The following is a 26975-nucleotide window of genomic DNA, read 5'->3' as shown; positions in this document are numbered from 1 at the left end:
CTCGCCCTTTTGGTTCCGGGCGCGCCGGGACGCGCTGTGCACGCACGGCAAGTCCTGTGGCCGTCCGCACAGCGGAGCAGTGTCATGTCCGAAGTAAATCTGTCCACCGACGAAACCCGCGTCAGCTACGGTATCGGCCGTCAACTCGGCGACCAGCTGCGCGACAACCCGCCACCGGGTGTCAGCCTGGACGCGATCCTGGCCGGTCTGACCGACGCTTTCGCCGGCAAGCCAAGCCGTGTTGGCCAGGAAGAAATGTCCGCCAGCTTCAAGGTGATCCGCGAGATCATGCAAGCCGAAGCAGCGGCCAAGGCTGAAGCCGCGGCTGGCGAAGGCCTGGCCTTCCTCGCCGAAAACGCCAAGCGTGACGGCATCACCACCCTGGCTTCCGGCCTGCAATTCGAAGTGCTGACTCAGGGCGAAGGCGCCAAGCCGACCCGTGAAGACCAGGTACGTACGCATTACCACGGCACCCTGATCGACGGCACTGTGTTCGACAGCTCCTACGAGCGCGGCCAGCCTGCAGAATTCCCGGTTGGCGGCGTGATCGCTGGTTGGACCGAAGCCCTGCAACTGATGAATGCCGGCAGCAAATGGCGCCTGTACGTGCCGAGCGAACTGGCTTACGGCGCACAAGGCGTGGGCAGCATCCCGCCGCACAGCGTTCTAGTATTCGACGTCGAGCTGCTGGACGTTCTGTAATACCGAGCCTGCCTAGATGGCGGGCTAAAAAATGTGGGAGCGAGCTCGCTCGCGAAGGCGATTTTTCAGTCGACTCATTCGTTGACTGATTTATCGCTTTCGCGAGCAAGCTCGCTCCCACAGGTTTTTTTAATGCTGCTCATATTTCGATCTTGTTGTGCAGCTCATTGGTCGGGCGCAACGCCCGGGCATAGCAGAACAGGAACAGATTGCGCACCAGCTCCTTGAGTACCAGCGGCTCGCTGGAATTGAGGCTGCTGACGTCCAGATCACCTTGATCCTGCAGCTCATGCAAGGCTTCTTCTTCAAGCACCGCACAGACTTCGCCGGTTTCCCGATGGAGGATTCTGAGGTACGGGTGTGGGCGATCCAGCCAGGCGTCGATCAAATAAGTCATGGGTCTCATCTCCTTGAAAGGTTTCAATGAGAATAATTCTTATTCATTAAATAGCAAGTGCCTATTGGCGGATCGTGGATTTTTCCGGGTAAAGGTTGTGTCAGGTCAAAATGGCTGGCTGATGGCCATGCGCGAATTCATTGAGCTGGAGCGGGGAGGGCAAAGCTCCATCCCACGGCTGGCGCAGGATGGATGACGCGCGGCTCAGACTTTTCTGACGAACTCGGATTTGAGCTTCATCGGGCCGATGCCGTCGATCTTGCAGTCGATGTCGTGATCGCCATCGCACAGGCGGATGTTCTTGACCTTGGTGCCGACCTTGACCACCAACGACGTGCCCTTGACCTTGAGGTCCTTGATCACGGTGATGGTGTCGCCGTCCTGCAGGACGTTGCCGACCGAATCTTTCTTCACGGCATCATCGACCGCCACTTCGGCTTCGCCGCTGGCAGACCACTCGTGGGCGCACTCGGGGCAGACCAGTTGGGTGCCGTCTTCGTAGGTGTATTCGGAATTGCATTTCGGGCAGGGTGGCAACGTGCTCACTAAGGATCCTTGGGTATCAGGAGGGCTAAAGGGCGCACATTGTATAGGGTTTTACGCGGAGGAGGGCATAGCGCAGAAACAACTGTGGGAGCGAGCCTGCTCGCGAAAGCGCTGTGTCAGTCAACATTGAGTCGATTGGCAGATTGCTTTCGCGAGCAGGCTCGCTCCCACAGAGGATGAATCAGTGCGTGCGGGCGACCGCGAACTCGCTCAGTTCCACCAGTGCATCGCGGTATTCGCTGGCCGGCAGCGCCTCGAGGCACTTGATCGCGCGGGCCACGTAATCGCGGGCCAGTTGCGCGGTGTACTCCAGCGAGCCGGACGCTTCGACGGCGATGCGGATGCTTTCCAGGTCTTCGATCCCGCCTTTCTGGATCGCCTGACGCACCAGTGCCGCCTGTTCGGCCGTGCCTTCGCGCATGGTGTAGATCAGCGGCAGGGTCGGTTTGCCTTCGGCCAGATCGTCGCCGACGTTCTTGCCCAGGGTTTCCGCGTCGCCTTTATAGTCGAGCAAGTCATCAACCAGCTGGAACGCCACACCCAGGTGATCGCCGAACGTGCGCAGGGCTTCACTCTGCTCGGCGGTCGCACCAGCCAGGGCGGCGGCGCTGTGGGTCGAGGCTTCGAAGAGCATCGCGGTCTTGCCGCGGATGACTTCCATGTAGGTTTCTTCGCTGGTGCTGGCGTCACGCACCTTGGACAGCTGCAACACTTCACCTTCAGCGATGATGCGTGTGGCTTGAGACAAAATCTTCATCACCGGCATCGAGCCCAGTTCGACCATCATTTCGAACGAGCGCGAATACAGGAAGTCGCCGACCAGCACGCTCGGGGCATTGCCCCACATGGCGTTGGCGGTCGAGCGGCCACGGCGCATGCCGGACATGTCGACGACGTCGTCATGCAGCAGGGTCGCGGTGTGCAGGAATTCGATGGTGGCGGCCAGCAGGCGCATGTCGTCGCCTTCGCGACCCAGAGCCTTGCCACACAGCAACACTAATAAAGGACGCAGGCGTTTGCCGCCGGCCGACGTGATGTAATCGCCGATTTTCGATACCAGCGGCACTCGAGACGTCAGCTGCTTCTTGATGATGCCGTCGACGGCGCTAAAATCGTCCGCCACCGCGCGGTAGAAAGCTTGGGGTTGCATCAGCGAGAGTCGCTCCAGAAGGGTTGCGCGGCATGCTAGGACCCCCGTCCAGACCTGTCAAGGCGCGATAACCGGCCACTTGCGCGAGGCGGATTGCTTGCGTACAATCGCGCACCCTGAACTTCCTGGGCAGCACCTGCCTTACGCAATTGCACTTGGGCCGTTCCAGCCCCATGCAGCCATGCCAGCCAATACCTCTTCTTATAAAGAGCTGGGTGAGCAGGATTATCGGAGAAATACCATGTACGCAGTAATCGTTACCGGCGGTAAGCAATACAAGGTCGCTGAAGGTGAATACCTGAAGATCGAAAAACTGGAAATCGCTACTGGCGAATCCGTGACTTTTGATCGCGTTCTGCTGGTCGCCAACGGCGACGACGTGAACATCGGCGCACCAGTTGTTGCTGGCGCAACCGTCAAGGCTGAAGTGATCTCCCAAGGTCGTCACGATAAAGTCCGCATCATCAAGTTCCGTCGCCGTAAGCACCACATGAAGCGTATGGGCCACCGCCAGTGGTTCACCGAGATCAAAATCACCGGTATTCAGGCTTAATTACAGCCTAATTCCTCACTAGGAGAATTGAACTCATGGCACACAAAAAAGCTGGTGGTAGTACCCGTAACGGTCGCGACTCAGAAGCCAAACGCCTTGGCGTGAAGATGTATGGCGGCCAGGTCATCAAGGCCGGCAACATCATCGTGCGTCAGCGCGGCACCCAATTCCACGCTGGCTACGGCGTTGGCATGGGCAAGGATCACACTCTCTTCGCTAAAATCGAAGGCGTGATCAAGTTCGAAGTAAAGGGCGCCTTCGGTCGTCGTTACGTGAGCGTAATCGCGGCTTAATCGCGAGATCGCTGGAGAAGCCCTGTCTTGCGACGGGGCTTTTTCGTTTGTGGGGTGAGTCTCTTGCAAAGCTGTTTGTATGGGCTGTCGGCGTGCGATGCAGGTCGTGTCTTGGGGTCGCTGCGCTCATTTTTGCAAGAGTCTTATGTCTTGATTGTTTTTCGGCTCGTCCGTACGGCGAGAGGCGTTGGTTATGAAGTTTGTTGATGAAGTATCGATTCGCGTAAAGGCCGGTGACGGTGGCAACGGTGCCATGAGTTTCCGCCGAGAAAAATTCATTGAAAACGGCGGCCCGAACGGCGGTGATGGCGGTGACGGCGGTTCCATCTACATGATGGCCGACGAAAACCTCAACACCCTGGTCGACTACCGTTACACCCGTCACTTCGATGCCGAGCGTGGCTCCAACGGCGGCAGCACCGACTGCACCGGCAAGAAGGGCGAAGACCTGATCCTGCGCGTGCCGGTCGGCACCACCGTGATCGACTCTGCCACCCAGGAAGTCATCGGCGACCTGACCAAGGCCGGTCAGAAACTGATGGTAGTGCAGGGCGGCTGGCACGGTCTGGGCAACACCCGTTTCAAATCCAGTACTAACCGTGCACCGCGTCAGACCACGCCAGGCAAGCCGGGCGAGCAGCGCGACCTGAAACTGGAAATGAAAGTGCTGGCCGACGTCGGTCTGCTGGGCTTGCCGAACGCCGGTAAAAGTACCTTTATCCGTTCGGTCTCGGCCGCCAAGCCGAAAGTCGCCGACTACCCGTTCACCACACTGGTGCCGAACCTGGGTGTGGTCAGCGTCGATCGCTGGAAAAGCTTCGTCATTGCCGACATTCCGGGTCTGATCGAAGGCGCTTCCGACGGTGCCGGCCTGGGCATTCGCTTCCTCAAGCACCTGGCGCGTACGCGTTTGCTGCTGCACCTCGTCGACATGGCGCCGCTGGATGATTCCAGTGCTCCGGACGCAGCTGAAGTGATCGTCAACGAGCTGATCAAATTCAGCCCGTCGCTGGCCGAGCGTGATCGCTGGCTGGTGTTGAACAAGTGCGACCAGATCCTTGAAGAAGAGCACGATGCCCGGGTCAAGGAAATCGTCGATCGTCTGGAGTGGACCGGTCCGGTGTACGTGATCTCGGCCATCGCCAAGATCGGTACCGAGCGTCTGTGCCATGACATCATGCGCTACATGGAAGACCGTGCCGATCGCCTCGCCGCAGACCCTGCGTACAAGGAAGAGCTGGCCGATCTCGATCAGCGCATCGAAGATGAAGCCCGTGCGCAGTTGCAGGCGCTGGATGACAAGCGTGCCCTGCGTCGCAGTGGCGTGAAGTCGGTCCATGACATCGGCGACGATGACTGGGACGAAGAAGATGTGGATGACGAAGACGGTCCGGAAATCATTTACGTGCGTGACTGATCCGTTGCGATAAACTTGAACGCCGCTCAATCGAGCGGCGTTTTAGTATCCGGAAATCGATCGTTGGTCAGCAATCGCCACGATTAACGTCACGGGCAGTGCCAGGTCGCGCTGCCCTCAAGCTAAGGTTGAAGATGATGCGGAGCAAGGTGACAGGTGCGCAGCGTTGGGTCGTGAAGATCGGCAGCGCTTTGCTGACAGCTGACGGCAAAGGGCTGGATCGCGCGGCAATGAGTGTCTGGGTCGAGCAGATGGTGGCGCTGCATGAGGCGGGCGTCGAGCTGGTGCTGGTGTCCTCCGGGGCGGTAGCGGCCGGCATGAGTCGCTTGGGCTGGACCGCACGACCCAGTGCCATGCACGAGCTCCAGGCGGCCGCTGCAATCGGTCAGATGGGGTTGGTGCAGGCGTGGGAGTCGAGCTTCGCCGAGCATGGCCGGCACACTGCACAGATTCTCCTGACCCACGACGACCTGTCCGACCGCAAGCGCTACCTCAATGCCCGAAGCACCTTGCGTGCACTGGTCGAGCTGAAAGTCATTCCGGTGATCAACGAAAACGACACTGTGGTCACCGATGAAATCCGTTTCGGCGACAACGACACGCTGGCGGCGCTGGTGGCCAATCTGGTCGAGGCCGATCTGCTGGTGATCCTCACTGATCGCGACGGCATGTTCGACGCCGATCCGCGCAACAATCCCGATGCGCAGCTGATTTATGAAGCGCGCGCCGATGATCCGACGCTCGATGCGGTTGCAGGTGGTACCGGCGGTGCGCTGGGGCGTGGCGGCATGCAGACCAAGTTGCGTGCGGCACGCCTGGCAGCGCGTTCCGGTGCGCACACCATCATCGTTGGCGGGCGGCTTGAGCGCGTGCTTGATCGTCTCAAGGCGGGCGAGCGCATCGGCACGCTGCTATCGCCGGAGCGTGGCATGCTCGCGGCGCGCAAGCAGTGGCTGGCCGGTCATCTGCAAACCCGTGGCACTCTGGTGCTGGATGAGGGGGCGGTGTCGGCGTTGTCCAAGGGCAACAAAAGTCTGCTGCCGGTGGGGGTGAAACTGGTTCAGGGCAGTTTCCGTCGCGGTGAGATGGTCGTCTGTGTGGCGCCGGACGGTCGGGAGATCGCTCGGGGTCTGGCCAATTACAGCGCTCTGGAAGCGCAAAAAATCATCGGTCAGTCGTCGGATGCGATTGTCGGTTTGCTCGGTTACATGGCGGAGCCGGAACTGGTTCACCGTGACAACCTGATTCTGGTCTAAGGAAAATTCGATGCGTGTAGCGAAAGGATTGTTGGGCCTGCTGATGGCCATGCCATTGCTGGTCTCGGCCGAGGAAATCGGTCAGGTGTCGACGGTGTTCAAGTTTGTCGGGCCGAATGACCGGATCGTGGTCGAGGCCTTCGACGATCCGAAAGTCGAGGGCGTGACCTGCTACCTGTCTCGCGCCAAGACCGGCGGAGTGAAGGGTGGTCTGGGTCTGGCCGAGGATCGTGCCGAAGCCTCGATTGCCTGTCGTCAGGTCGGGCCGATCAAGTTCAAGGGTGAGTTGAAGGACGGCGACGAGGTGTTCAAGGAGCGCACCTCGCTGGTGTTCAAGACCATGCAGGTGGTGCGTTTCCTCGACAAGAAGCGCAACACGCTGGTGTATCTGGTCTACAGCGATCGCTTGATCGAGGGTAGTCCGCAGAATGCGGTCACGGCCATCCCGATCCTGCCGTGGGTGCCGGTCCAGCAATAAGCGCCACCAATCCGAACTGTGGGGGCGAGCCTGCTCGCGAAGAGGTCATGTCGGTCGATAGAAATATCAACTGGCAGATCGCATTCGCAAGCGGGCTCGCTCCCACAGTTTTTTTGCCTGTAGCTTGTTGAATCACAGGCAATAAAAAACCGACCCTGAGGTCGGTTTTTTAATGACTACGTCGATTAAGCGGCTTCTTTCAGCGCTTTGACGTGGCCATTCAGACGGCTCTTATGACGAGCAGCCTTGTTCTTGTGGATGATGCCTTTATCGGCCATACGGTCGATAACTGGCACAGCCAGAACGTATGCAGCTTGAGCTTTTTCAGCGTCTTTTGCGTCGATGGCCTTAACTACATTCTTGATGTAGGTACGAACCATGGAACGCAGGCTGGCGTTGTGGCTGCGACGCTTCTCAGCCTGTTTTGCACGTTTTTTGGCGGAAGGTGAGTTGGCCACCGTCGAGCTCCTCGAAAGACTTTTTAGGAAATAGCAAACAAAATAGGCCGCGAATCATGCCGATGAAGACTTGTCTTGTCAAGGGCACTTGAATCGTTCCGCTAAGTGGTAGGTATAAAGAGGCGGGATATTTATTTCCGGCGCTTGACCTGTAAACTCGCGAGCTTTGGCTCTGTGCTGTTGCGGCGCGGAGTATCGCACAAGTAGGCGCATTGTTCGCCTGCTGTTTATCGACAGGCACAAACTCTCTCAATGAATCTGCTCAAATCGTTGGCCGCCGTCAGCTCTATCACGATGCTTTCCCGGATTCTGGGTTTTGTTCGTGACACGCTGATCGCGCGGACATTCGGCGCCGGGATGGCCACGGATGCCTTCTTTATTGCTTTCAAACTGCCCAACCTGCTGCGGCGCATCTTTGCCGAAGGGGCTTTCTCCCAGGCGTTCGTGCCGATCCTGGCCGAATATAAAAGCCAGCAGGGCGAAGAGGCGACGCGCACCTTCATTGCCTATGTATCGGGCCTGTTGACGCTGGTGTTGGCGGTTGTGACTGCACTGGGCATGATCGCCGCCCCCTGGGTGATCTGGGCCACGGCGCCCGGTTTTACCGATACCCCGGAAAAATTCCAGCTCACCTCCGATCTGTTGCGGGTGACCTTTCCTTATATATTGCTGATCTCGCTGTCGTCGCTGGCCGGCGCGATTCTGAATACCTGGAACCGCTTCTCGGTGCCGGCCTTCGTACCGACTCTGCTCAACGTCAGCATGATCGTGTTTTCGCTGTTCCTCACGCCGTATTTCGATCCGCCGGTCATGGCTCTTGGCTGGGCGGTGCTGGTAGGTGGTCTGGCGCAGTTGCTGTATCAGCTGCCGCACCTGAAAAAGATCGGCATGCTCGTGCTACCACGCCTGAACCTGCGCGACAGCGGCGTGTGGCGGGTGATGAAGCAGATGCTGCCGGCGATTCTCGGCGTGTCGGTCAGTCAGATTTCGCTGATCATCAACACCATCTTCGCCTCGTTTCTGGTCGCAGGTTCGGTGTCGTGGATGTATTACGCCGACCGCTTGATGGAATTGCCGTCGGGCGTATTGGGCGTGGCGCTCGGCACGATTCTTCTGCCAACGCTGGCCAAGACCTACGCCAGCAAGGATCGCCACGAATACTCGCGGATCCTCGATTGGGGGCTGCGCCTGTGCTTTGTGCTGGTGTTGCCGTGCGCGCTGGCACTGGGGATTCTTGCCGAGCCGCTGACTGTTTCGTTGTTCCAGTACGGTCAGTTCAGTGGCTTTGATGCCGAGATGACCCAGCGCGCGCTGATTGCCTATTCGGTCGGCCTGCTCGGGATTATCGTGATCAAAGTGCTGGCGCCGGGCTTTTATGCGCAACAGAACATTCGCACCCCGGTGAAAATCGCAATTTTCACGCTGGTCTGCACGCAGTTGTTCAACCTGGCGTTGATCGGCCCACTAGCCCACGCCGGCCTTGCCTTGGCGATCAGTGCCGGTGCTTGCCTGAACGCCGGGCTGCTGTTCTATCAACTGCGCAAGCAAAAGATGTATCAACCGCAACCGGGCTGGGGCAAATTCGGCTTCAAGCTGGTCGTTGCGGTGACCGTGATGTCGGCGGTGTTGCTGGCCGGCATGCATTTCATGCCCGCCTGGGATGAGGGCCATATGCTTGAGCGCTTCTTGCGCCTGGGTGCGCTGGTGGTGGCCGGTGTGGTGGCGTATTTCGGTATGTTGCTGCTGCTGGGTTTCCGTCTGCGCGACTTCAATCGCAAGGCCTTGAGCTGAGGTTTCAGCCTTTATGAGCAGGCATGGGCCGGCGGTTTTGTCGGCTCGTTCACTTTGCGTTACGGTGTTGCCTGTCGTCGGCCGTCGGGTGTGGTTATAATCGACCACTTTATGAGCAAGAAGCGCGTTATGCAGCTGGTTCGAGGCCTCCACAACTTGCGCCCCCAGCATCGGGGCTGCGTCGCCACTATTGGCAACTTTGACGGTGTTCACCGTGGTCACCAGGCTATCCTGGCCCGGCTGCGTGAGCGTGCGCTTGAGTTGGGCGTACCCAGCTGCGTGGTGATTTTCGAGCCGCAGCCACGGGAGTTCTTTGCCCCCGACACCGCACCGGCACGTCTGGCGCGGTTGCGCGACAAGCTGCAATTGCTGGCCGCTGAAGGCGTCGACCGGGTGTTGTGCCTGGCTTTCAACCAGCGGCTGAGCAAGCTCAGCGCCAGTGAATTCGTCGATACCATTCTGGTCGATGGCCTTGGCGTGCAGCATCTGGAGGTCGGTGACGATTTCCGTTTCGGTTGCGACCGCCTCGGCGATTTCGATTTTCTGATGCAGGCCGGGCAGGTTCACGGTTTCACCGTCGAAGCGGCGCAAACCGTCGAGCTGGACGGCATTCGCGTCAGCAGCACGCAGGTGCGCAACGCCTTGGCTGCGGCCGATTTTGCCTTGGCCGAACGCTTGCTCGGCCGTCCGTACCGCATCGCCGGTCGCGTGCTGCATGGGCAGAAACTGGCCCGGCAACTGGGCACGCCCACTGCCAACATTCAACTCAAGCGTCGTCGCGTGCCGTTCACCGGGGTGTATCTGGTGAATGTCGATATCGACGGCAAGACCTGGCCCGGCGTCGCCAATATCGGCGTGCGCCCCACGGTGCAAGGGGATGGCAAAGCCCACCTCGAGGTCCATCTGTTAGATTTTGCCGGCGATCTGTATGACCGGCGTTTGACGGTGGTTTTCCACCAAAAGCTGCGTGAAGAGCAGCGCTTCGCCTCTCTGGAGGCATTGAAAACGGCGATCAATGCGGATGTCGCCACCGCCCGTGCACTAGCCGCACCTAGCGCCCATCGCTAATGAAGAGCCTTAAATGACCGACTATAAAGCCACGCTAAACCTTCCGGACACCGCCTTCCCAATGAAGGCCGGCCTGCCACAGCGCGAACCGCAGATCCTGCAGCGCTGGGACAGTATTGGCCTGTACGGAAAGTTGCGCGAGATTGGCAAGGATCGTCCGAAGTTCGTCCTGCACGACGGCCCTCCGTACGCCAACGGCACGATCCACATCGGTCACGCACTGAACAAGATTCTCAAGGACATGATCATCCGCTCGAAAACCCTGTCGGGTTTCGACGCGCCGTATGTCCCGGGCTGGGACTGCCACGGCCTGCCGATCGAGCACAAGGTGGAAGTGACCCACGGCAAGAACCTCGGCGCGGATAAGACCCGCGAGCTGTGCCGTGCCTACGCCACCGAGCAGATCGAAGGGCAGAAGTCCGAGTTCATCCGTCTCGGCGTGCTGGGCGACTTCGCCAACCCGTACAAGACCATGGATTTCAAGAACGAGGCCGGTGAAATCCGCGCCCTCGCCGAAATCGTCAAGGGCGGTTTCGTCTTCAAGGGCCTCAAGCCGGTGAACTGGTGCTTCGATTGCGGTTCGGCTCTGGCTGAAGCGGAAGTCGAGTACGAGAACAAGAAGTCCTCGACCATCGACGTTGCGTTCCCGATCGCTGATGAAGCCAAACTGGCTGCCGCGTTCGGTCTGGCCTCGCTGAGCAAACCTGCTGCGATCGTGATCTGGACCACCACCCCGTGGACCATCCCGGCCAACCAGGCGCTGAACGTGCACCCTGAATTCAACTACGCCCTGGTCGATATCGGCGACAAGCTGCTGGTGCTGGCTGAAGAGCTGGTCGAAGCCTGCCTGGCGCGCTATGGCGTGGAAGGTTCGGTCATCGCCACCACCACCGGTAAAGAGCTGGAGCTGATCAACTTCCGTCACCCGTTCTACGATCGTCTGTCGCCGGTGTACCTGGCTGACTACGTCGAACTGGGCGCAGGCACCGGCGTGGTTCACTCCGCCCCCGCTTACGGCGTGGACGACTTCGTGACCTGCAAGAAATACGGCATGGTCAACGATGACATCCTCAACCCGGTGCAGAGCAACGGCGTATACGTGCCGTCGCTGGAATTCTTCGGCGGCCAGTTCATCTGGAAGGCCAACCCGGCTATCGTCGAAAAACTGACCGAAGTCGGTGCGCTGATGCACACCACCGTCATCGAACACAGCTACATGCACTGCTGGCGCCACAAGACCCCGCTGATCTACCGCGCTACTGCGCAGTGGTTCATCGGCATGGACAAGGAGCCAACCAGCGGCGACACCCTGCGCGTGCGCTCGCTCAAAGCCATCGAAGACACCAAGTTCGTTCCGGCCTGGGGCCAGGCGCGTCTGCATTCGATGATCGCCAACCGTCCGGACTGGTGCATCTCGCGTCAGCGCAACTGGGGCGTGCCGATCCCGTTCTTCCTCAACAAGGAAAGCGGCGAGCTGCACCCGCGTACCGTCGAGCTGATGGAAGAAGTCGCCAAACGCGTTGAAGTCGAAGGCATCGAAGCCTGGTTCAAACTCGACGCCGCCGAACTGCTGGGCGATGAAGCGCCGCAATACGACAAGATCAGCGACACCCTCGACGTCTGGTTCGACTCCGGCACCACGCACTGGCACGTTCTGCGCGGTTCGCACCCGATGGGCCACGAGAGCGGCCCGCGTGCCGACCTCTACCTGGAAGGTTCCGACCAGCACCGTGGCTGGTTCCACTCCTCGTTGCTGACCGGTTGCGCCATCGACAACCACGCGCCGTACCGCGAACTGCTGACGCACGGCTTCACCGTCGACGAGTCCGGCCGCAAGATGTCCAAGTCGCTGAAAAACGTGATTGAGCCGAAGAAGATCAACGATACGCTGGGCGCCGACATCATGCGTCTTTGGGTCGCGTCGACCGACTACTCTGGCGAAATCGCTGTGTCGGATCAGATCCTGACCCGCAGCGCCGATGCCTATCGTCGTATCCGTAACACCGCGCGCTTCCTGCTTTCCAACCTGACCGGTTTCAATCCGGCCACCGATCTGCTGCCGGCAGAAGACATGCTGGCGCTGGATCGCTGGGCGGTGGATCGCACGCTGTTGCTGCAACGCGAGTTGCAAGAGCATTACGGCGAATATCGTTTCTGGAACGTGTACTCGAAGATCCACAACTTCTGCGTGCAGGAGCTGGGCGGTTTCTACCTCGACATCATCAAGGACCGCCAGTACACCACCGGCGCCGACAGCAAGGCCCGTCGCTCGTGCCAGACCGCGCTGTTCCACATCTCTGAAGCGCTGGTGCGCTGGATCGCGCCGATCCTCGCCTTCACTGCCGACGAGCTGTGGCAATACCTGCCGGGCGAGCGTAACGAGTCGGTCATGCTCAACACCTGGTACGAAGGCCTGACCGAGCTGCCGGAAGGCTTCGAGCTGGGTCGCGCCTACTGGGATCGCATCATGGAAGTGAAAGTCGCGGTCAACAAAGAGATGGAAATCCAGCGTGCGGCGAAAGCCGTCGGTGGCAACCTGCAGGCCGAAGTGACGCTGTTTGCCGAAGAGGCGCTGAGCGCCGATCTGGCCAAGCTGAGCAACGAGCTGCGCTTTGTCCTGATCACCTCGACTGCCAGCGTCGCGCCATTCGTTCAGGCTCCGGCCGATGCAGTGGCCACCGAAGTCAGCGGTCTGAAACTGAAGATCGTCAAATCGGCGTTCCCGAAATGCGCGCGGTGCTGGCATTGCCGCGAAGACGTCGGCGTGAACCCGGAACATCCGGAAATCTGCGGGCGTTGCGTCGACAACATCAGCGGTGCTGGCGAGGTTCGTCACTATGCCTGATGCCATTGGCCGTTTCGGACGGCTGAGCTGGCTGTGGTTGAGCCTGCTGGTCCTGGTCATTGACCAGGCCAGCAAGTTCTACTTCGAAAGCAAGCTCGAAATGTTCCAGCAGATCGTGATCATTCCCGATCTGTTCAGCTGGACCCTGGCCTACAACACTGGCGCTGCCTTCAGCTTCCTCGCCGACAGCTCCGGCTGGCAGCGCTGGCTGTTTGCGCTGATCGCCATTGTCGTCAGTGCGGTGCTGGTGGTCTGGCTCAAGCGTTTGGGTCGCAACGACACCTGGCTGGCCGTCGCCCTGGCACTGGTGCTGGGTGGCGCGCTGGGCAACCTGTATGACCGCATTGCCCTGGGCCATGTGATCGACTTCATTCTGGTGCACTGGCAGAACCGCTGGTATTTCCCGGCGTTCAACATTGCCGACAGCGCGATCACCGTTGGCGCGATCATGCTGGCACTGGACATGTTCAAATCGAAGAAAACCGAAGAGGCTGCTCATGACTGAACCGCAATCGACTGAGCAACGCATCGGCCAGAACACCGAAGTCACCCTGCACTTTGCCTTGCGCCTGGAAAACGGTGACACCGTCGACAGTACCTTCGACAAGGCCCCGGCGACCTTCAAGGTCGGCGATGGCAACCTGCTGCCGGGTTTCGAAGCCGCACTGTTTGGCTTCAAGGCCGGCGACAGGCGCACAGTGACCGTTGAGCCGGAAAACGCTTTCGGACAGCCAAACCCGCAGAACGTGCAGACCATCCCGCGTTCGCAGTTCAACGACATGGAGTTGTCGCCGGGTCTGCTGGTGATCTTCAACGATGCGGCCAATACTGAATTGCCAGGAGTGGTGAAGGAATTCGATGACACGCAAGTGACCGTCGACTTCAACCACCCGCTGGCGGGCAAGACGCTGACCTTTGACGTGGAAATCATTTCCGTCAAAGCGATCTAAAAATGCAGGAGTGAGCTTCTGTGGCGAGGGGATTCATCCCCGCTGGGGTGCGAAGCGCCCCCAGACCAGTCAACGGATTCTGAGATAAGTCCGTTGAAGGTCTGCGACTGCTACGCAGCCGAGCGGGGATGATTCCCCTCGCCACAACAAGCAGGTCTCCACAGTCTGTTTTCCATTGTTTTCGCGCGCAAGACACGAGGCACAGCATGCAAATCAAACTCGCCAACCCCCGTGGCTTCTGCGCCGGTGTGGACCGGGCGATCGAAATCGTCAACCGCGCCCTGGAAGTCTTCGGGCCGCCGATCTATGTGCGTCATGAAGTGGTGCACAACAAGTTCGTCGTCGAAGACCTGCGCAGCCGTGGCGCGATTTTCGTCGAAGAGCTCGATCAGGTACCCGATGACGTGATCGTCATCTTCAGCGCCCACGGTGTTTCCCAAGCCGTGCGCAACGAAGCTGCAGGTCGTGGCCTGAAAGTCTTCGATGCAACCTGCCCGCTGGTGACCAAGGTGCACATCGAAGTCGCCAAATACAGCCGCGACGGTCGCGAGTGCATCCTGATCGGCCACGCCGGTCACCCGGAAGTTGAAGGCACCATGGGCCAGTACGATGCCAGCAACGGCGGCGCGATCTACCTCGTCGAAGACGAAAAGGACGTGGCCGCATTGCAGGTACGCGATCCGGAAAGACTCGCCTTCGTCACCCAGACAACCTTGTCGATGGACGATACCAGCCGTGTGATCGATGCCCTGCGCACGCGCTTCCCGGCCATCGGTGGTCCGCGCAAGGACGACATCTGCTACGCCACACAAAACCGCCAGGACGCCGTCAAGCAACTGGCCGACGAGTGCGACGTGGTACTGGTGGTCGGCAGCCCGAACAGCTCCAACTCCAATCGCCTGCGCGAATTGGCTGAGCGCATGGCGACTCCGGCGTACCTGATCGACGGTGCCGAGGACCTGCAACAGAGCTGGTTCGACGGCGTCGAGCGTATTGGCATTACCGCTGGCGCGTCCGCACCGGAAGTGCTGGTCCGGGGCGTGATCCAGCAATTGCAGGCCTGGGGCGCGACCGGTGCCGACGAGCTGGCTGGCCGTGAGGAGAACATCACGTTCTCGATGCCGAAAGAGCTGCGCGTCCGTTCGATCTGACGCTTCTGCCTTTGTCGCACAGCGCCTGTTCGGTCTCCTGACTGCCCAGGCGCACGCGACCGGTCGCCGCCAGCACGATCTGCCGCTGGCTGACCGGCTCGCGCGGCGAGCAGACGTGTATTGTCCCCGCCTGAAATCGCCGTCCCGGCATCAGCGGCTGTCCCAGATGACTGAACCGCACGTAGCGGCTCACCCACCAGTTGCCGACAATCGCCACCTTCGCCTCACTGGCGCGTTCAACCAGCAGCGGATTGCTGCTGTCCTCCGGCCCCTTGCCGCTAAGATCCAGAATGATTCGCCAACCCTGACTCCAGTCGCCGTCAATGCCATGGATCACCACACTTTGATTGTGGGTCATAGCCAGGGTGCGAGCGTGGCGGATGCCCTCGAGCAGCGACTGCGCTGCGTGGTCGCGCTGAGTCGCTTGCTTGAGCGCGGCGAACGCCGGGCTGACCAGCAGCAGAACAATTGCGCCAATCGCCAGTCCCATAAGCAGTTCAATCAGGCTGAAACCGTGTTGCGGCATGAAAAATCCCTCCGTGGAATGGTATGAGCAGCGCAATCCGTGCGCCGCGCAGGGCAAATCAGTCGGCGCGTGCCGAGCGAATGTTCTAGCGTGTAAAAGCAGGTATAGCCGACGGCAACGGAGGGCACCGATGGATCTTCGTACAAAAGGTTTCACGCTGGTCGAGTTGCTGGTCGCCATTGCGGTGTTCCTGATACTGATCACGCTGGCGGTGCCGGCCTTTACCCGTACGATCCAGAGCAGCAAGGCAGATACCGAAGTCGGCGACTTGCAGCGGGCAATCAATTTCGCTCGCCTCGAGGCAATCAATCGCGGCGTGACCACGCGTCTGCGTCCGACCGCCGGCGGCAGTGTGTGGACCGGTGAGCTGGCGGTCTACGACAGTACTGGCAATCCGGCCAATGTGTTGCGGGTTGTTCCAGCAATGAGCAGTGGCGCGACTCTGACGCTACCCTCAGGAGTGACCGCACTGGATTTCAACAACCTCGGCGGTCTGGCGGCACCGTCGACGGCGGTGGTCATCGGTTACACGCTGGGCACGCAAAGCAGGACGCTGAACGTGTGTTTGAACGGACGCATTCAATTGGGTGGAAATTGCGGATGAGGGCAGGGAGCAAAAACGCACAGGAGGGCATGACGCTGATCGAAGTGCTGGTCGCGTTGCTGATTCTTACCGTCGGGCTGTTGGGCGCAGCGGCGGTGCAGCTCAATGCGCTGAAGTACACCGACAGTTCGCGGATGACCAGTCAGGCCAGTTTCATCGCCTATGACATGATGGATCGCATCCGCGCCAATTCCGGCGCCAACTACACCGTCACGCCACCGACCTCGGGCAATCTCAGTAATGCGCGGGATCAGGATCTCTACGATTTCACCACCAACATCGCCAACTTCGGCGGCCCGACCGCGACGGGCAGCATCACCCTCAATCAGCGGGTCTACACCATCACCATTACCTGGAGCGATGCGCGCGCGGCGAACGCTGCCAGTGCACAGCGCAGTTTCGTGCTGAGCAGCCGGGCGGCGGTCGATCCGGTGGCCACACCATGAAGTACGCCAGCCGTGGTTTCGGCCTGATTGAGCTGCTGATTGCCCTGGCTTTGGGGCTGATCGTCGTGCTCGGCGTGGTACAGATTTTCATCGCCGCAAAAAACACTTACGTCAGTCAGAACAGCGCCGCAGCGATGCAGGAAGATGCGCGCTTCGTTCTCAGCAAAATGATTCAGGAAATTCGTATGGTCGGCATGTTCGGCTGCCTCGGCACCATCGTCGACTCCAGTTCTGCAGGGGATTTCAACACCGCGCAACTCATCCCGATCAACTGGGATAACGCCAGTCTCAAGCTGACCATGGTCACCGCCGATGTTGGCAGCGGCGGGGGAACGCCGACCTGGACGGTGATTTCCGATTGTCGCAACAGCGCGGTCGCCTACAGCGGATTGCGCAGCCCGACCACGGGGCAGATCGCGTTCCCGATCCGGCGCCTGATCTACAGCTTCAGCAATAACCAGATCCTCATGGGCACTGGCAGCGGCAATCCGGCGCAGCAAGTGCTGGTGAACAACGTCAGCGCCTTCAACGTCACATTTGGTCTGGCCAGCTCCGCGACCGACGTCGCAGCTTCAACGTACAGCAGCAACCCCGGCGATCCGGCGCGCATCCGCAGCGTGCGCCTGAGCCTGACCCTCACCGACCCGAACAATCGGGTGCGCAATCAAACCTTCAACGTGGTTGCGGCATTGCGCAACCGCTTGCCATGAGGGGGCGGCGATGAGGATTTCCTTGCAACAACGTCAGGCCCAGCGCGGCATGGTCCTGTTGGTGAGCCTGGTGTTTCTGCTGTTGCTCACATTGATCGGTTTGTCCTCGATGCAGAGCGCCAACCTGCAAGAGAAAATGGCCGGCAGCGTAAGCCTGCGCAATCAATCGTTTCAGGCTGCGGAAGCGGCGTTGCGTATCGGCGAAAGTGCGGTGCAGCTGGACAGTTACTCGTTGGCGGTGTGCAGCGGCACGACCCAATGTCTGCCGCCGGCGGAGTCGTCAGTGGTCAGCTCGGCCGGCTTCAATTCGACCTCCGGGGTGACCTGGATCGCCGCCGGTAATGGCTTTTATGGCGTGCAGAACATCGGCACGACCCTGACGGCGGTGAACGTACCAAGTAACACTTCGGCGACGTTGTATCGAGTCACTGCGGTCGGCATCGCCGGCAATTCGCGTAGCGTGGTGGAGAGTGTCTATGCGAAGTATTGAGCGCGGCCTGTCGCTGCTGATCGGCATGCTGCTGAGTTGCTACCTGGCGGCACCGGCCTGGGCTTTCACGCCTTCCGATTCGCCATTGCTGAGCGCGGCTGCGGTGGCGCCAAACGTGATGCTGCTGATCGACGACTCCGGCAGTATGAACAGCATCATCTACGCCGCCGGATTCGACCCGAACGTCAACCGCACTCCCGCCCGGCAGTGCAATGCCTTCCTCGGATTGTGCTCTGCACTCAATGCGCCGCAGATTACCGGCGACACAGTGTTTCTATCGAGCCTGCCGACTTCCGGTTGCTCGGGAGGCGCCTATGCGTTCTACAACAACAGCGTGGCGCCGTTGTGCCTCAAGCTCCCCGACCCCGTAGGCAACGAGAACACTCGGTATTCCGCCGATTACATTTCCTACATAGTCAGCCTCGCCAACAGCACCGGCACCCGCGACTTCACTACGGGGGCGATTCCCAACGATTACCGGATGAACGTGGCGCGCAACGTTTCCACCGCACTGGTGAGCAGCAACCGCACCTTGCGCATGGGCCTGTCGACATTCAATCCGGCGACCAGCAGCAACCCGGGCAACGGCGGTTTCATCGCTCGCTCAATCACCGATTTGTCACCCGTCGCGGGCAGCGTCACCCAGGCCCAGGCAGACACCAACTACAACGCGCTGATCTCATCGATCAACGGCTTGAACGCCGTGGCCAACACGCCATTGGCCGAGAGCTATTACGAAGTCACGCGCTACATGCGTGGGTTGGCGCCTTACTACAACGGCACGCCGGCGAGCTATACCAGTCCGATTCAATACCGCTGCCAGAAAAACTACGGCGTGGTGATTACCGATGGCTTGCCAACCTATGACCGTACCTTCCCGACCAACGATCCGCTGGGAGGCAGCCGGCTACCGAACTGGGATGGCGTGAATAACGATGGCGACAACCTCAACGGTGACGGTGAAGGCGACACGCTTTATCTGGATGACATCGCCAAATTCGCCTTCGACATCGACATGCGTTCGACCGGTACTGACGCAGCAGGCAAGAGCTGGAACGCGGTGGATTTTCCCCGGCAGAACATGAACACCTACACCGTGGGTTTCGCGGCGGATAACGACATGTTGTCCGACGCCGCCAGTTACGGGCAGGGCAGGTACTACCAGGCGACCGACAGCTCCGGGCTCAATGCGGCGTTATCGTCGGCATTGAGCGATATCACTTCCAAGGCCGGCTCCGGTGGTGCCGGTGTTGCCAGCAGCAGTACGTTGACCAGTGGCAGCAGTTTTTACCAGACAACCTACGATCCCAAGGATTGGCGCGGCACGATCAGGTCGTTCGGCTTTACCTCGACCGGCACGGTAAATACCTCGGCGGCGCAATGGTCGACCGACACCACCATCGTGCCCTCTGCCACAGCGCCAAATTTCCAGTCATGGAACACCTTGAGCAACACGCCCATTGCCCTGGCACTCCTCAACTTTTCCCCGGCGCAGCAGACTACGCTGAATCAGGGGTTGCCCGCCGGAATCAACGGTAATGATCTGGTGGAGTGGAGCAAAGGGACCAACAAGGCCGGTCTCAAAGTGCGCACTGCGCTGCTGGGCGACATCATCAATTCGCCGCTGGTGCTCGCGTCGCCTTCAGACAAGACCGCATCCGATCTGACGGGTGACAGCAGTTACACCAACTACCTGACGACCAAGGCTGCGAACATGAACACCAGTCTGGTGGTGAACGCCAACGACGGTTTCGTCAACGTGATCAATTCGGCGAACGGCACCCGCCGTTATGCCTACATGCCCTCCAGCGTGCTGCCTTCGTTGCGGCTGATTGCGGATACCAATTACGTCAACGGCGTCAGCCACAAGTTTCTCGTGGACGGTCAGGTCGGCGTGTTCGATGCGCAGGCCGGCACCACCTGGAGAACGCTGGCCATTGGCGGAACGGGGGCCGGTGGTAAAACCTTCTACGGACTGCAACTGTTCGATGCCTCGGCAGGCAACGTGATCAAGGCACTGTGGGAAGTCAGTGCGCCGGCTACGGCCAACACGGCGAATGCTTTCAATGATCTGGGTTACGCCTACGCCCGTCCGGAAGTCGCACGCTTGGCCAATGGTCGCTGGGCGACATTCATCGCCAATGGTTACGGCAGCAATTCGGGGGTTGCAGCGTTGTATGTGCTGGATGCGCTGGATGGTTCGCTGATCAGGAAAATCGTCATCGACAGCACGGAAACCACTAACGGTCTGTCTTCGGTAAAACTCAGGGTCAATTCCTCGAACGTAGTGCAGGCTGCCTACGCTGGTGACCTGAAGGGGCGTATGTGGAAATTCGACTTGAGCGCACCCGGGGCAGAAAGCTGGGGCGTGGCGTTTGCCGGCAAGCCATTGTTCACCGCCCCGGGCGGGGCAACGCAGCCGATCACCGCGCAACCGCTGCTGGCGGATAATCCGCAGGGCGGCAAGCAAGTGTTCTTTGGCACCGGCAAGTTCAACGAGACTGCCGACAAGACCAACAAGGATCTGCAGGCGTTCTATTCGATCTGGGATGCGGAAGGAGGCTCAGGGCAAATCACCGTTAGCAGCTTGCAGGCACAGGCGATTACCGGCTCGTTCTCCGGCAGTTCCGGGCAGTTTCTGACCACCAGCCAGAATGAAACGACGTATCCGGCAGAGAAAGGCTGGTATCTGCCGCTGGTGTACAACAACGTGCTGACCGGCGAGCGCGTGATCAATCAGGCCAGTATTGTGTTGGGACGAGTTGTTTTCACCACTGCCAGCGTCGATACCACCGACCCTTGTTCGAGTTTTGGTACGGGCCGACTGGTCGAACTCGATGCGTTCAACGGTAAGATGCTCAACTACGCCGTGATCGACACCACCGGTGACCGTTTGGTCGACAGCAACGATACGATATCCAGTGGCGTGATTTTTACCGGCGGCATTCCGACCCTGAACTTCATCTCGGCTAACGGCGAGCGCAAGGGCACGACTGACACCAGCGGCGCGGTCACGGTCATTGTGGAAAAAGGTGGCGGCGGCAGCCGTCGTATCATGTGGCGACAAATCCAGTAAGCGAGAATTTGAGGCATGCGCAGATCCAGCCGAGGTTTTACCCTGATCGAGATCATGATCGTCATCGCGATTATCGGGATCATCCTCACCATCAGCATTCCCAGCTACAACGAATACGTGAAGAAGGGCCGTCGCGCCGAAGTGGTCTCGCTGCTCTCGGAGCAGGCGCAGACCCTCGAACGCTTCTACACCCGCAACAATGTCTACACCGGCGTCACCGGACTGAGCACGGGCAATGATTTCTATACCATCACCCCGACGCTGACCGACCAGACCTTTGTGCTCACCGCGATTCGTAAAACCGGCTCGGCCATGGCCACCGACAAATGCGGGGATTTCACTCTGACCAACACCGGCGTGCGAAGCATGAACAACGCGACTACCGGTGTGACCGCCAAGGATTGCTGGGGCCGCTGACGCATTCTTTTTCGGGCGCCTTTTGCGCCCACTGTCTTTTTTACGGTTGGATCAAACATGACCAGGCAACAGCAAGTAGTGATTGTCGGCGGCGGGGTGATTGGCCTGCTCACTGCCTACAATCTCGCCTCCGAAGTGCGCAGCGTGGTGCTGCTGGATCGCTCGAATGTCGGCCAGGAATCGTCCTGGGCTGGCGGCGGCATCGTCTCGCCGTTATACCCGTGGCGCTACAGTCCGGCAGTCACCGCGCTGGCGCATTGGTCGCAGGATTTTTATCCACAGCTCGGCGAGCGCTTGTTTGCTGACACTGGCGTTGATCCTGAAGTGCACACCACTGGTCTGTATTGGTTGGATCTGGACGATGAAGCCGCAGCCATGGCCTGGGCCGCGCGGGAAAATCGGCCGCTGCGGGCTGTGGATATCTCGGCGGCACATGACGCGGTGCCGGTGCTTGGCAGCGGTTTCAGCCGAGCGATCTACATGGCCGATGTCGCCAACGTGCGCAATCCACGGCTGGTCAAATCGCTGAAAGCCGCGCTGCTGGCGCTGCCGAACGTGACGATTCACGAGCAATGCGAAGTCAGTGGTTTCGTCCGCGAGGACGAGCGCGTGGTTGGCGTGCAAACCTCCACTGGGGTGATGAGCGGCGACGAGTTTGTGCTGACGGCGGGGGCGTGGAGCGGCGATCTGCTCAAGACGCTGAACCTGACGCTGCCGGTCGAACCGGTCAAAGGCCAGATGATTCTCTACAAGTGCGCGGCTGATTTCCTGCCGAGCATGGTGCTGGCCAAGGGACGTTATGCGATCCCGCGTCGCGACGGTCACATTCTGATCGGCAGCACGCTGGAGCACGAAGGTTACGACAAGACCCCGACCGATGTAGCGCTGCAAAGCCTCAAGGCCTCGGCGATCGAATTGCTGCCGGCGTTGGCGGATGCCGAGGTGGTCGGGCACTGGGCCGGGCTGCGGCCGGGGTCGCCGGAAGGGGTTCCCTTTATTGGCCGGGTGCCGGGGTTCGAGGGGTTGTGGCTGAACTGCGGGCATTACCGCAACGGGCTGGTGCTGGCGCCGGCATCGTGTCAGTTGTTTGCCGATGTGATGTTGGGGCGAGCGCCGATTATTGATCCGGCGCCGTATGCGCCTGAGGGCCGGATTTAGTCAGAGGCTGGTAGACCGCCTTCGCGAGCAGGCTCGCTCCCACAGGAATACTCATTCCAAATGTGGGAGCGAGCCTGCTCGCGAAGGGGCCTTCAATCCAGTCCCAATTTCTTCAGCCGATAACGCATCGACCTGAACGACAGACTCAACCGCTGCGCCGCCGCCGTGCGGTTCCAGCGGGTTTCCTCCAGCGCCTGCAAAATCAGTTTGCGTTCGACGCTCTCCAGATAATCCTCAAGATTGTCGATCTGCGTCAGATCAGCCGTCGCCCCGTCCGCCGAGCAATTGCCTTCGCTCAAACGCAGATCCTGCGCTTCGATCGTGCGGTTTTCACACAAGGTGTGCGCGCGTTCCAGAACATTCTCCAGTTCGCGCACGTTGCCGGGAAAGCGATAGTTCTTCAGCGCCTCCAGCGCTTGGGGGTGCAGGCGCGCTTCGGGTTGTCCGGTGTCTTTGGCCAGGCGCTTGAGCACGTGCATGGCAAGCGCCTCGATGTCGTCGCGGCGTTCGCGCAGGGACGGCACGCGCAGTTCGATGACGTTGAGCCGGTAATACAGATCCTGGCGGAAACGCTCGGCTGAAACTTCGGCTTCAAGGTCTTTGTGCGTGGCGCAAAGGATACGCACGTCGACCACCGTTTCCTGCTGGCCGCCGACGCTGCGCACGGCTTTTTCCTGAATTGCCCGCAGCAGTTTCACTTGCATCGACAGTGGCAGATCGGCGACTTCATCGAGAAACAGAGTGCCGCCATGGGCCGCCTGGAATAGCCCCGGCTTGTCTTCGACGGCACCGGTGAAGCTGCCTTTGCGGTGGCCGAAAAATTCGCTTTCCATCAGTTCCGACGGAATTGCCCCGCAGTTCACCGGCACAAACGGCTGGCTGGCGCGCGGGCCTTGTTCGTGAATCAGACGCGCGACCAGTTCTTTGCCGCTGCCGGATTCACCACTGATGTACACCGGCGCCTGACTGCGTGCGAGCTTGTCGATCTGCTTGCGCAGATTGGCCATCGGCGGCGAATCGCCCAGCAAGCGTCGCTCGATTGCCGTGCTCAAGCCGCCCGCTGTCGGCAGGCGCAGCGCCGAGCTGACCAGTTCGCGCAATCGCGGCAGCTCCACCGGTTTGGTGAGGAAATCGAACGCCCCGGCCTTCAACGCATTGATGGCCGTTTCCAGGCTTCCGTACGCAGTGATCATCGCCACCGGCAGGTGTGGATCGCGTTGCTGAATGTGTTGCACCAGCTCCAGACCGGTGCCGTCGGGCAGGCGCATGTCGGTCAGGCACAGGTCAAAGTGCTCGCGCTGCAAGAGCGCCTGAGCCTCGCCCAGATTGCGTGCGCTGAAGGTCTCGAGTTTCATCCGTCCCAGGGTGATTTCCAGGAGCTCGCGGATATCCGGTTCGTCGTCGACGATTAGAATTTTTTGCCGTGGGCTTGTATTCAACTTTGTTTCCGTCCGTGAGCAAAAGTGATGCAAAAGCAGCCGCCGCCTTGGCGTGATTTGAAGTCTAGGCGTGCCTGGTTGCTTTCGCACAGCTCACGGGACAGATAAAGGCCAAGACCGGTGCCCTGGCTGCTCGTAGTGAAGAACGGCTCAAACAGATGCGCCTGTTCATCGGCCGACACGCCGGGGCCGTTGTCCTGCACTTCGAGCACTGCCAATTGGCTGTCGGGGTCGACGAACAGTGCCAGCCATACTTCGGCCTGCTCGTGCAGTTGGGCACTGTGACGCCAGGCGTTGCGGATCAGATTGTCGAGAATCTGCCGCAGCTGGTTGGGGTCCATCAGCGTGGTGAAATCGCCGGAATTGATTCGCAGATGAATGTGCTGGCGTTCGTTGGCCTGCTCGCGGGTTTCGCCGACGAAGTCTTCCAGCCACGGCTTGAGGTCCAGCCGTTGCGGCGCGCTTTGCTGGCGGCGGGACAGTTGCAGGACGTTTTCGATGACTCGGTTCATGCGCTGGGAGTGGTCTTGAATAATCTGCGTCAGACGTCGATCTGCGCTATCGAGTTCCTCGGACTCGGCCAACAGCTGCGCGGCATGACTGATCGCGCCCAGTGGATTGCGAATTTCATGGGAGATGCCGGCGGTCAAACGCCCGAGCGCAGCGAGCTTGAGTTGCTGGGCTTGTTGGGTGATTTGCGCCAGGTCTTCGAGAAACACCAGTGTCTGCTGGTTCGGACTCTGCTCGAGAGCGATAAAGCTGGGTTGCAGCTCAAGGCCATTGCCGGGGATTTTCAGGCTCTGCGGGCGCAAGGTCGGGTTGTTGCGCCACAGTTGCAGGCGCTCGACGAGTGCTGGCGAATATTCGTCGATCAAATGACCTTGCAGGTGACTATGGCCGAGCAGACTCTGCGCACTGTGATTGGCCAGTTGCACCCGACGTTGCTCGTCGAGCACCAGAATCCCCGTGCGCATGCGTTGTAGGATCAACGCGTTCAGCGCCTCTAGGCTGACCACTTCGCTGGCGCGCTGTTCGGCCAGGGTCTCGCTGACTTCGAGGCGACGAATCAGCCCTTGCACCAGCAATGAGGCGGCGAAGCACAGCGCGCCGAGGGTGCCGGCTTGCAGGTACGCGTTGGCGCTCAAGGGGCGGCTGAGCCCCAGCAGAAAGCTCAGGCCGACAATGCCGATCGCCGCGATGGCGGCAATCAGCAGGCCGATGCGTCGGCGCAGCAGGGTGTTGCTGATTGCCACCGAGACCACCAGCAGATTGCCCAGCGCACTGGCCACGCCGCCGGCCGCGTAGAACAGGCCGCACAACAGCAGCACGTCGACGAGGGCCAGGGTGAACAACTGCGCCGGGCGCCGGGTGTTTTCGAGAAACACCACCAGCAGCATATTGATGATCAGGTACAGCCAGCTGCCACCGCGCAGCAGATCGTCGTTGGCCGACGTCAGCAGGCGGTTGTCCATGTTGCTGGAGATCAGCAACACCAGAGTGATGCCGACACTTAAACGGTACAGGTGATAAAGGCGCAGCAGACGCTGCGCCTGTTTCTGGTCGGCGTTGACGGCCTCAGCGACCACTGGCGCCCGGGCCTTGCTCGAGATGAGCCTGGCTGCAATACCACAGTTGCTGGTTGCCCAGCGCGCGGTCGCGCGGCAGGTGCACGCCGCAGTGGGCGCAACGCACCATCGGCGGCGCGTCCTGTTCGCGCGGCGATCGGGCGGACGAGGCGGGGGCCTTGAATTTGCGCCAGAGCCAGATGGCGGCGAAGATCAGGGCAATCCAGAACAATAAACGAAGCATGATGAGCGGCTTTTCGACTGATGATCCGGCAGTTTAGCCAAGGACCCGATCAGCGCACAGCCTATTAAAGCGCGGCAATAAAAAAGGGAGATCCGCAGATCTCCCTTTTTTCGTACAGCCGGTGTGATCAGTCGAACACGCCGAAGGTCATGTAGCTGAACCACGAGCGGTCGGTGTCGCTGGATTCCGGTTCTGGCTCTTCGATCACGTCGCCGTTCTCGTCTTTAGGCTTGAGCTCGTTCGGGATCGCATCTTTCGCGTCCTGGAACTGCTTCTGCACGTCCTGGTTGGCGCGGGTTTCGCCCGGCGGCAGCGGTGGACGCGATTCGATCAGGCCCAAAGTCGCTTTGCTCAGGAACGAACGGTTGTCAGCTTCGGCTACGCGTGGCACGAACTGGCCATCCTCCAGGCTCGGGTGGTCCGGATAGTTGAGCTTCAGGGTTTCCAGGCTGGTGGCCGCCAGATCGTCGAGGTGCAGACGCTGGTAGGCTTCAGTCATCACCGCCAGGCCGTCGCCGACCGATGGGGTTTCCTGGAAGTTCTCCACGACGTACTTGCCACGGTTGGCAGCGGCTACATAAGCCTGACGGGTCAGGTAGTAGTCAGCGACGTGGATTTCGTAGGCGGCCAGCAGGTTGCGCAGATAGATCATGCGCTGCTTGGCGTCCGGCGCGTAGCGGCTGTTCGGGTAGCGGCTGGTCAGCTGCGCGAACTCGTTGTACGAGTCGCGGGCGGCGCCCGGGTCACGCTTGGTCATGTCAAGCGGCAGGAAGCGCGCCAGCAGGCCGACGTCCTGGTCGAACGAAGTCAGACCCTTGAGGTAGTACGCGTAATCCACGTTCGGATGCTGCGGATGCAAACGAATGAAACGCTCGGCGGCAGACTTTGCAGCTTCCGGCTCGGCGTTCTTGTAGTTGGCGTAGATCAACTCCAGCTGAGCCTGATCGGCGTAGCGACCGAACGGATAACGCGACTCCAGAGCCTTCAGCTTGGCTGTGGCGCTGGTGTAGCTGTTGTTGTCCAGGTCAGTCTGAGCCTGCTGATACAGCTCGGCTTCGCTGAGGTTTTCGTCTACGACTTCCTTCGATGAGCAAGCAGCGGTCAATGCGAGGATGGCGATCAGCAGCAGGTGTTTCACTTGCATGGCGGCTTGCGTCCCTATGACGGCCGCTGTCTTGGGCGGGGCCGTCCTGTTATGATGAGCGCCCCGTTGAAAAGCCTCGGGGCAAAAGACGCCGTATTTAA

The 26975-nt window shown here is 60.0% G+C and carries 29 protein-coding genes; 20 read left to right on the top strand and 9 right to left on the bottom strand.

Annotated elements, in window-relative coordinates:
• Positions 1-84: 84 nt before the first annotated feature.
• Positions 85-702, top strand: coding sequence for an FKBP-type peptidyl-prolyl cis-trans isomerase (locus ACZ9BE_RS20380; RefSeq protein ID WP_039761705.1), 618 nt, complete (start codon positions 85-87; stop codon positions 700-702).
• A 139-nt stretch (positions 703-841) separates the two neighbouring features.
• Here ACZ9BE_RS20380 and ACZ9BE_RS20375 read toward each other — a convergent pair whose 3' ends face one another.
• Positions 842-1099 (bottom strand): PA4570 family protein, encoded by a 258-nt coding sequence (locus tag ACZ9BE_RS20375; protein ID WP_016773118.1) that lies wholly within the window; start codon positions 1097-1099, stop codon positions 842-844.
• On the opposite strand from ACZ9BE_RS20375, the gene ACZ9BE_RS20370 reads away from it, so the two are divergent.
• On the top strand, positions 1098-1295 hold the full coding sequence (locus tag ACZ9BE_RS20370; RefSeq protein WP_476249854.1) for a hypothetical protein: 198 nt from the start codon (positions 1098-1100) through the stop codon (positions 1293-1295). The genes ACZ9BE_RS20375 and ACZ9BE_RS20370 overlap by 2 nt on opposite strands.
• Before the next feature lie 8 nt (positions 1296-1303).
• Here ACZ9BE_RS20370 and ACZ9BE_RS20365 read toward each other — a convergent pair whose 3' ends face one another.
• Positions 1304-1645, bottom strand: coding sequence for a zinc ribbon domain-containing protein YjdM (locus ACZ9BE_RS20365; RefSeq protein ID WP_476249853.1), 342 nt, complete (start codon positions 1643-1645; stop codon positions 1304-1306).
• Positions 1646-1826: 181 nt separating this feature from the next.
• On the bottom strand, positions 1827-2795 hold the full coding sequence (locus tag ACZ9BE_RS20360) for a polyprenyl synthetase family protein (protein WP_016773120.1): 969 nt from the start codon (positions 2793-2795) through the stop codon (positions 1827-1829).
• 241 nt (positions 2796-3036) lie between these two features.
• Here ACZ9BE_RS20360 and rplU point away from each other — a divergent pair, with 241 nt between their 5' ends.
• The 5 genes from rplU (at position 3037) to ACZ9BE_RS20335 (ending at position 6792) form a co-directional block, all read left to right on the top strand.
• Complete coding sequence (rplU, locus tag ACZ9BE_RS20355; RefSeq protein WP_007924746.1) at positions 3037-3348, top strand: 50S ribosomal protein L21; 312 nt, start codon at positions 3037-3039, stop codon at positions 3346-3348.
• Positions 3349-3383: 35 nt separating this feature from the next.
• The gene (gene rpmA / locus ACZ9BE_RS20350) at positions 3384-3641 is read left to right on the top strand and encodes a 50S ribosomal protein L27 (RefSeq protein ID WP_016773121.1); all 258 of its coding nucleotides are present in this window, start codon (positions 3384-3386) and stop codon (positions 3639-3641) included.
• A 193-nt stretch (positions 3642-3834) separates the two neighbouring features.
• On the top strand, positions 3835-5058 hold the full coding sequence (cgtA, locus tag ACZ9BE_RS20345) for an Obg family GTPase CgtA (protein ID WP_016773122.1): 1224 nt from the start codon (positions 3835-3837) through the stop codon (positions 5056-5058).
• A 137-nt stretch (positions 5059-5195) separates the two neighbouring features.
• Positions 5196-6314, top strand: a complete 1119-nt coding sequence (gene proB / locus ACZ9BE_RS20340) for a glutamate 5-kinase (RefSeq protein WP_039761700.1) — start codon at positions 5196-5198, stop codon at positions 6312-6314.
• Between the two features lie 10 nt (positions 6315-6324).
• Positions 6325-6792, top strand: coding sequence for a CreA family protein (locus tag ACZ9BE_RS20335; protein WP_041477794.1), 468 nt, complete (start codon positions 6325-6327; stop codon positions 6790-6792).
• A 185-nt stretch (positions 6793-6977) separates the two neighbouring features.
• Here the strand turns inward: ACZ9BE_RS20335 and rpsT are convergent, their stop codons facing one another.
• Positions 6978-7250, bottom strand: a complete 273-nt coding sequence (rpsT, locus tag ACZ9BE_RS20330) for a 30S ribosomal protein S20 (protein WP_003228351.1) — start codon at positions 7248-7250, stop codon at positions 6978-6980.
• 252 nt (positions 7251-7502) lie between these two features.
• Here rpsT and murJ point away from each other — a divergent pair, with 252 nt between their 5' ends.
• The 6 genes from murJ to ispH all read left to right on the top strand — a co-directional run bounded on the left by murJ (position 7503) and on the right by ispH (position 15055).
• On the top strand, positions 7503-9041 hold the full coding sequence (gene murJ / locus ACZ9BE_RS20325) for a murein biosynthesis integral membrane protein MurJ (RefSeq protein ID WP_016773124.1): 1539 nt from the start codon (positions 7503-7505) through the stop codon (positions 9039-9041).
• A 129-nt stretch (positions 9042-9170) separates the two neighbouring features.
• Entirely contained in the window at positions 9171-10109 is a 939-nt protein-coding gene (ribF, locus tag ACZ9BE_RS20320) for a bifunctional riboflavin kinase/FAD synthetase (protein ID WP_016773125.1), read from the top strand.
• Positions 10110-10122: 13 nt separating this feature from the next.
• A complete protein-coding gene (ileS, locus tag ACZ9BE_RS20315) occupies positions 10123-12954 on the top strand; it encodes an isoleucine--tRNA ligase (RefSeq protein ID WP_056790497.1) in 2832 nt (943 codons plus the stop codon).
• Positions 12947-13459 carry a signal peptidase II gene (gene lspA, locus ACZ9BE_RS20310; RefSeq protein ID WP_151551936.1) on the top strand — a complete coding sequence of 171 codons (513 nt, stop codon included), beginning with the start codon at positions 12947-12949 and terminating at the stop codon, positions 13457-13459. Before ileS ends, lspA begins: the two co-directional genes overlap by 8 nt.
• Positions 13452-13904, top strand: a complete 453-nt coding sequence (fkpB, locus tag ACZ9BE_RS20305) for an FKBP-type peptidyl-prolyl cis-trans isomerase (protein ID WP_056790492.1) — start codon at positions 13452-13454, stop codon at positions 13902-13904. The genes lspA and fkpB overlap by 8 nt, the downstream gene beginning before the upstream one ends.
• Before the next feature lie 206 nt (positions 13905-14110).
• Positions 14111-15055: a 4-hydroxy-3-methylbut-2-enyl diphosphate reductase gene (gene ispH / locus ACZ9BE_RS20300; protein WP_016773129.1), complete on the top strand. Its 945-nt coding sequence runs from the start codon at positions 14111-14113 to the stop codon at positions 15053-15055.
• On the opposite strand, the gene ACZ9BE_RS20295 is transcribed toward ispH, so the two are convergent.
• A complete protein-coding gene (locus ACZ9BE_RS20295; protein ID WP_095181845.1) occupies positions 15012-15581 on the bottom strand; it encodes a GspH/FimT family pseudopilin in 570 nt (189 codons plus the stop codon). The genes ispH and ACZ9BE_RS20295 overlap by 44 nt on opposite strands.
• Positions 15582-15711: 130 nt before the next feature.
• Between ACZ9BE_RS20295 and ACZ9BE_RS20290 the strand changes: the two genes are divergently transcribed.
• The 7 genes from ACZ9BE_RS20290 to thiO are packed head-to-tail and all read left to right on the top strand — an operon-like array spanning position 15712 to position 22482.
• Positions 15712-16185, top strand: a complete 474-nt coding sequence (locus ACZ9BE_RS20290) for a GspH/FimT family pseudopilin (protein ID WP_041477800.1) — start codon at positions 15712-15714, stop codon at positions 16183-16185.
• Positions 16182-16631 carry a type IV pilus modification protein PilV gene (pilV, locus tag ACZ9BE_RS20285; protein ID WP_071173641.1) on the top strand — a complete coding sequence of 150 codons (450 nt, stop codon included), beginning with the start codon at positions 16182-16184 and terminating at the stop codon, positions 16629-16631. Before ACZ9BE_RS20290 ends, pilV begins: the two co-directional genes overlap by 4 nt.
• Positions 16628-17341 (top strand): PilW family protein, encoded by a 714-nt coding sequence (locus tag ACZ9BE_RS20280; RefSeq protein WP_056790483.1) that lies wholly within the window; start codon positions 16628-16630, stop codon positions 17339-17341. The genes pilV and ACZ9BE_RS20280 overlap by 4 nt, the downstream gene beginning before the upstream one ends.
• A 10-nt stretch (positions 17342-17351) precedes the next feature.
• Positions 17352-17831, top strand: coding sequence for a pilus assembly PilX family protein (locus ACZ9BE_RS20275; RefSeq protein ID WP_095181844.1), 480 nt, complete (start codon positions 17352-17354; stop codon positions 17829-17831).
• A complete protein-coding gene (locus ACZ9BE_RS20270; RefSeq protein ID WP_476249852.1) occupies positions 17818-20907 on the top strand; it encodes a pilus assembly protein in 3090 nt (1029 codons plus the stop codon). The genes ACZ9BE_RS20275 and ACZ9BE_RS20270 overlap by 14 nt, the downstream gene beginning before the upstream one ends.
• 15 nt (positions 20908-20922) lie before the next feature.
• Complete coding sequence (locus ACZ9BE_RS20265) at positions 20923-21324, top strand: type IV pilin protein (protein WP_252868305.1); 402 nt, start codon at positions 20923-20925, stop codon at positions 21322-21324.
• 57 nt (positions 21325-21381) lie between these two features.
• Complete coding sequence (thiO, locus tag ACZ9BE_RS20260) at positions 21382-22482, top strand: glycine oxidase ThiO (RefSeq protein WP_252868304.1); 1101 nt, start codon at positions 21382-21384, stop codon at positions 22480-22482.
• Positions 22483-22574: 92 nt separating this feature from the next.
• Here the strand turns inward: thiO and ACZ9BE_RS20255 are convergent, their stop codons facing one another.
• The 4 genes from ACZ9BE_RS20255 to ACZ9BE_RS20240 all read right to left on the bottom strand — a co-directional run bounded on the left by ACZ9BE_RS20255 (position 22575) and on the right by ACZ9BE_RS20240 (position 26874).
• The gene (locus ACZ9BE_RS20255; protein ID WP_056790472.1) at positions 22575-23921 is read right to left on the bottom strand and encodes a sigma-54-dependent transcriptional regulator; all 1347 of its coding nucleotides are present in this window, start codon (positions 23919-23921) and stop codon (positions 22575-22577) included.
• Positions 23918-25507 (bottom strand): sensor histidine kinase, encoded by a 1590-nt coding sequence (locus ACZ9BE_RS20250; protein ID WP_150742245.1) that lies wholly within the window; start codon positions 25505-25507, stop codon positions 23918-23920. Before ACZ9BE_RS20250 ends, ACZ9BE_RS20255 begins: the two co-directional genes overlap by 4 nt.
• Positions 25497-25730, bottom strand: coding sequence for a PP0621 family protein (locus ACZ9BE_RS20245; RefSeq protein WP_056790465.1), 234 nt, complete (start codon positions 25728-25730; stop codon positions 25497-25499). The genes ACZ9BE_RS20250 and ACZ9BE_RS20245 overlap by 11 nt, the downstream gene beginning before the upstream one ends.
• A gap of 127 nt (positions 25731-25857) precedes the next feature.
• Complete coding sequence (locus ACZ9BE_RS20240; RefSeq protein WP_056790462.1) at positions 25858-26874, bottom strand: outer membrane protein assembly factor BamD; 1017 nt, start codon at positions 26872-26874, stop codon at positions 25858-25860.
• Positions 26875-26975: the final 101 nt, after the last annotated feature.

The sequence above is a fragment of the Pseudomonas sp. TE9122 genome (assembly GCF_056278925.1).
This window is presented reverse-complemented; position numbering and strand designations above follow the sequence as displayed.

What these genes read in the sequence shown, in the direction of transcription:
- ACZ9BE_RS20265 (WP_252868305.1), top strand. Translation starts at nt 20,923, where the DNA reads ATGCGCAGATCCAGCCGAGGTTTTACCCTGATCGAGATCATGATCGTC.
- fkpB (WP_056790492.1), top strand. Translation starts at nt 13,452, where the DNA reads ATGACTGAACCGCAATCGACTGAGCAACGCATCGGCCAGAACACCGAA.
- ACZ9BE_RS20370 (WP_476249854.1), top strand. Translation starts at nt 1,098, where the DNA reads ATGGGTCTCATCTCCTTGAAAGGTTTCAATGAGAATAATTCTTATTCA.
- pilV (WP_071173641.1), top strand. Translation starts at nt 16,182, where the DNA reads ATGAGGGCAGGGAGCAAAAACGCACAGGAGGGCATGACGCTGATCGAA.
- ACZ9BE_RS20335 (WP_041477794.1), top strand. Translation starts at nt 6,325, where the DNA reads ATGCGTGTAGCGAAAGGATTGTTGGGCCTGCTGATGGCCATGCCATTG.
- ACZ9BE_RS20280 (WP_056790483.1), top strand. Translation starts at nt 16,628, where the DNA reads ATGAAGTACGCCAGCCGTGGTTTCGGCCTGATTGAGCTGCTGATTGCC.
- ACZ9BE_RS20240 (WP_056790462.1), bottom strand. Translation starts at nt 26,874, where the DNA reads ATGCAAGTGAAACACCTGCTGCTGATCGCCATCCTCGCATTGACCGCT.
- ACZ9BE_RS20375 (WP_016773118.1), bottom strand. Translation starts at nt 1,099, where the DNA reads ATGACTTATTTGATCGACGCCTGGCTGGATCGCCCACACCCGTACCTC.
- ACZ9BE_RS20245 (WP_056790465.1), bottom strand. Translation starts at nt 25,730, where the DNA reads ATGCTTCGTTTATTGTTCTGGATTGCCCTGATCTTCGCCGCCATCTGG.
- lspA (WP_151551936.1), top strand. Translation starts at nt 12,947, where the DNA reads ATGCCTGATGCCATTGGCCGTTTCGGACGGCTGAGCTGGCTGTGGTTG.
- ACZ9BE_RS20380 (WP_039761705.1), top strand. Translation starts at nt 85, where the DNA reads ATGTCCGAAGTAAATCTGTCCACCGACGAAACCCGCGTCAGCTACGGT.
- rpmA (WP_016773121.1), top strand. Translation starts at nt 3,384, where the DNA reads ATGGCACACAAAAAAGCTGGTGGTAGTACCCGTAACGGTCGCGACTCA.
- ribF (WP_016773125.1), top strand. Translation starts at nt 9,171, where the DNA reads ATGCAGCTGGTTCGAGGCCTCCACAACTTGCGCCCCCAGCATCGGGGC.
- proB (WP_039761700.1), top strand. Translation starts at nt 5,196, where the DNA reads ATGCGGAGCAAGGTGACAGGTGCGCAGCGTTGGGTCGTGAAGATCGGC.
- ACZ9BE_RS20360 (WP_016773120.1), bottom strand. Translation starts at nt 2,795, where the DNA reads ATGCAACCCCAAGCTTTCTACCGCGCGGTGGCGGACGATTTTAGCGCC.
- ileS (WP_056790497.1), top strand. Translation starts at nt 10,123, where the DNA reads ATGACCGACTATAAAGCCACGCTAAACCTTCCGGACACCGCCTTCCCA.
- ACZ9BE_RS20275 (WP_095181844.1), top strand. Translation starts at nt 17,352, where the DNA reads ATGAGGATTTCCTTGCAACAACGTCAGGCCCAGCGCGGCATGGTCCTG.
- ACZ9BE_RS20290 (WP_041477800.1), top strand. Translation starts at nt 15,712, where the DNA reads ATGGATCTTCGTACAAAAGGTTTCACGCTGGTCGAGTTGCTGGTCGCC.
- rplU (WP_007924746.1), top strand. Translation starts at nt 3,037, where the DNA reads ATGTACGCAGTAATCGTTACCGGCGGTAAGCAATACAAGGTCGCTGAA.
- ACZ9BE_RS20295 (WP_095181845.1), bottom strand. Translation starts at nt 15,581, where the DNA reads ATGCCGCAACACGGTTTCAGCCTGATTGAACTGCTTATGGGACTGGCG.
- ACZ9BE_RS20270 (WP_476249852.1), top strand. Translation starts at nt 17,818, where the DNA reads ATGCGAAGTATTGAGCGCGGCCTGTCGCTGCTGATCGGCATGCTGCTG.
- cgtA (WP_016773122.1), top strand. Translation starts at nt 3,835, where the DNA reads ATGAAGTTTGTTGATGAAGTATCGATTCGCGTAAAGGCCGGTGACGGT.
- ispH (WP_016773129.1), top strand. Translation starts at nt 14,111, where the DNA reads ATGCAAATCAAACTCGCCAACCCCCGTGGCTTCTGCGCCGGTGTGGAC.
- thiO (WP_252868304.1), top strand. Translation starts at nt 21,382, where the DNA reads ATGACCAGGCAACAGCAAGTAGTGATTGTCGGCGGCGGGGTGATTGGC.
- murJ (WP_016773124.1), top strand. Translation starts at nt 7,503, where the DNA reads ATGAATCTGCTCAAATCGTTGGCCGCCGTCAGCTCTATCACGATGCTT.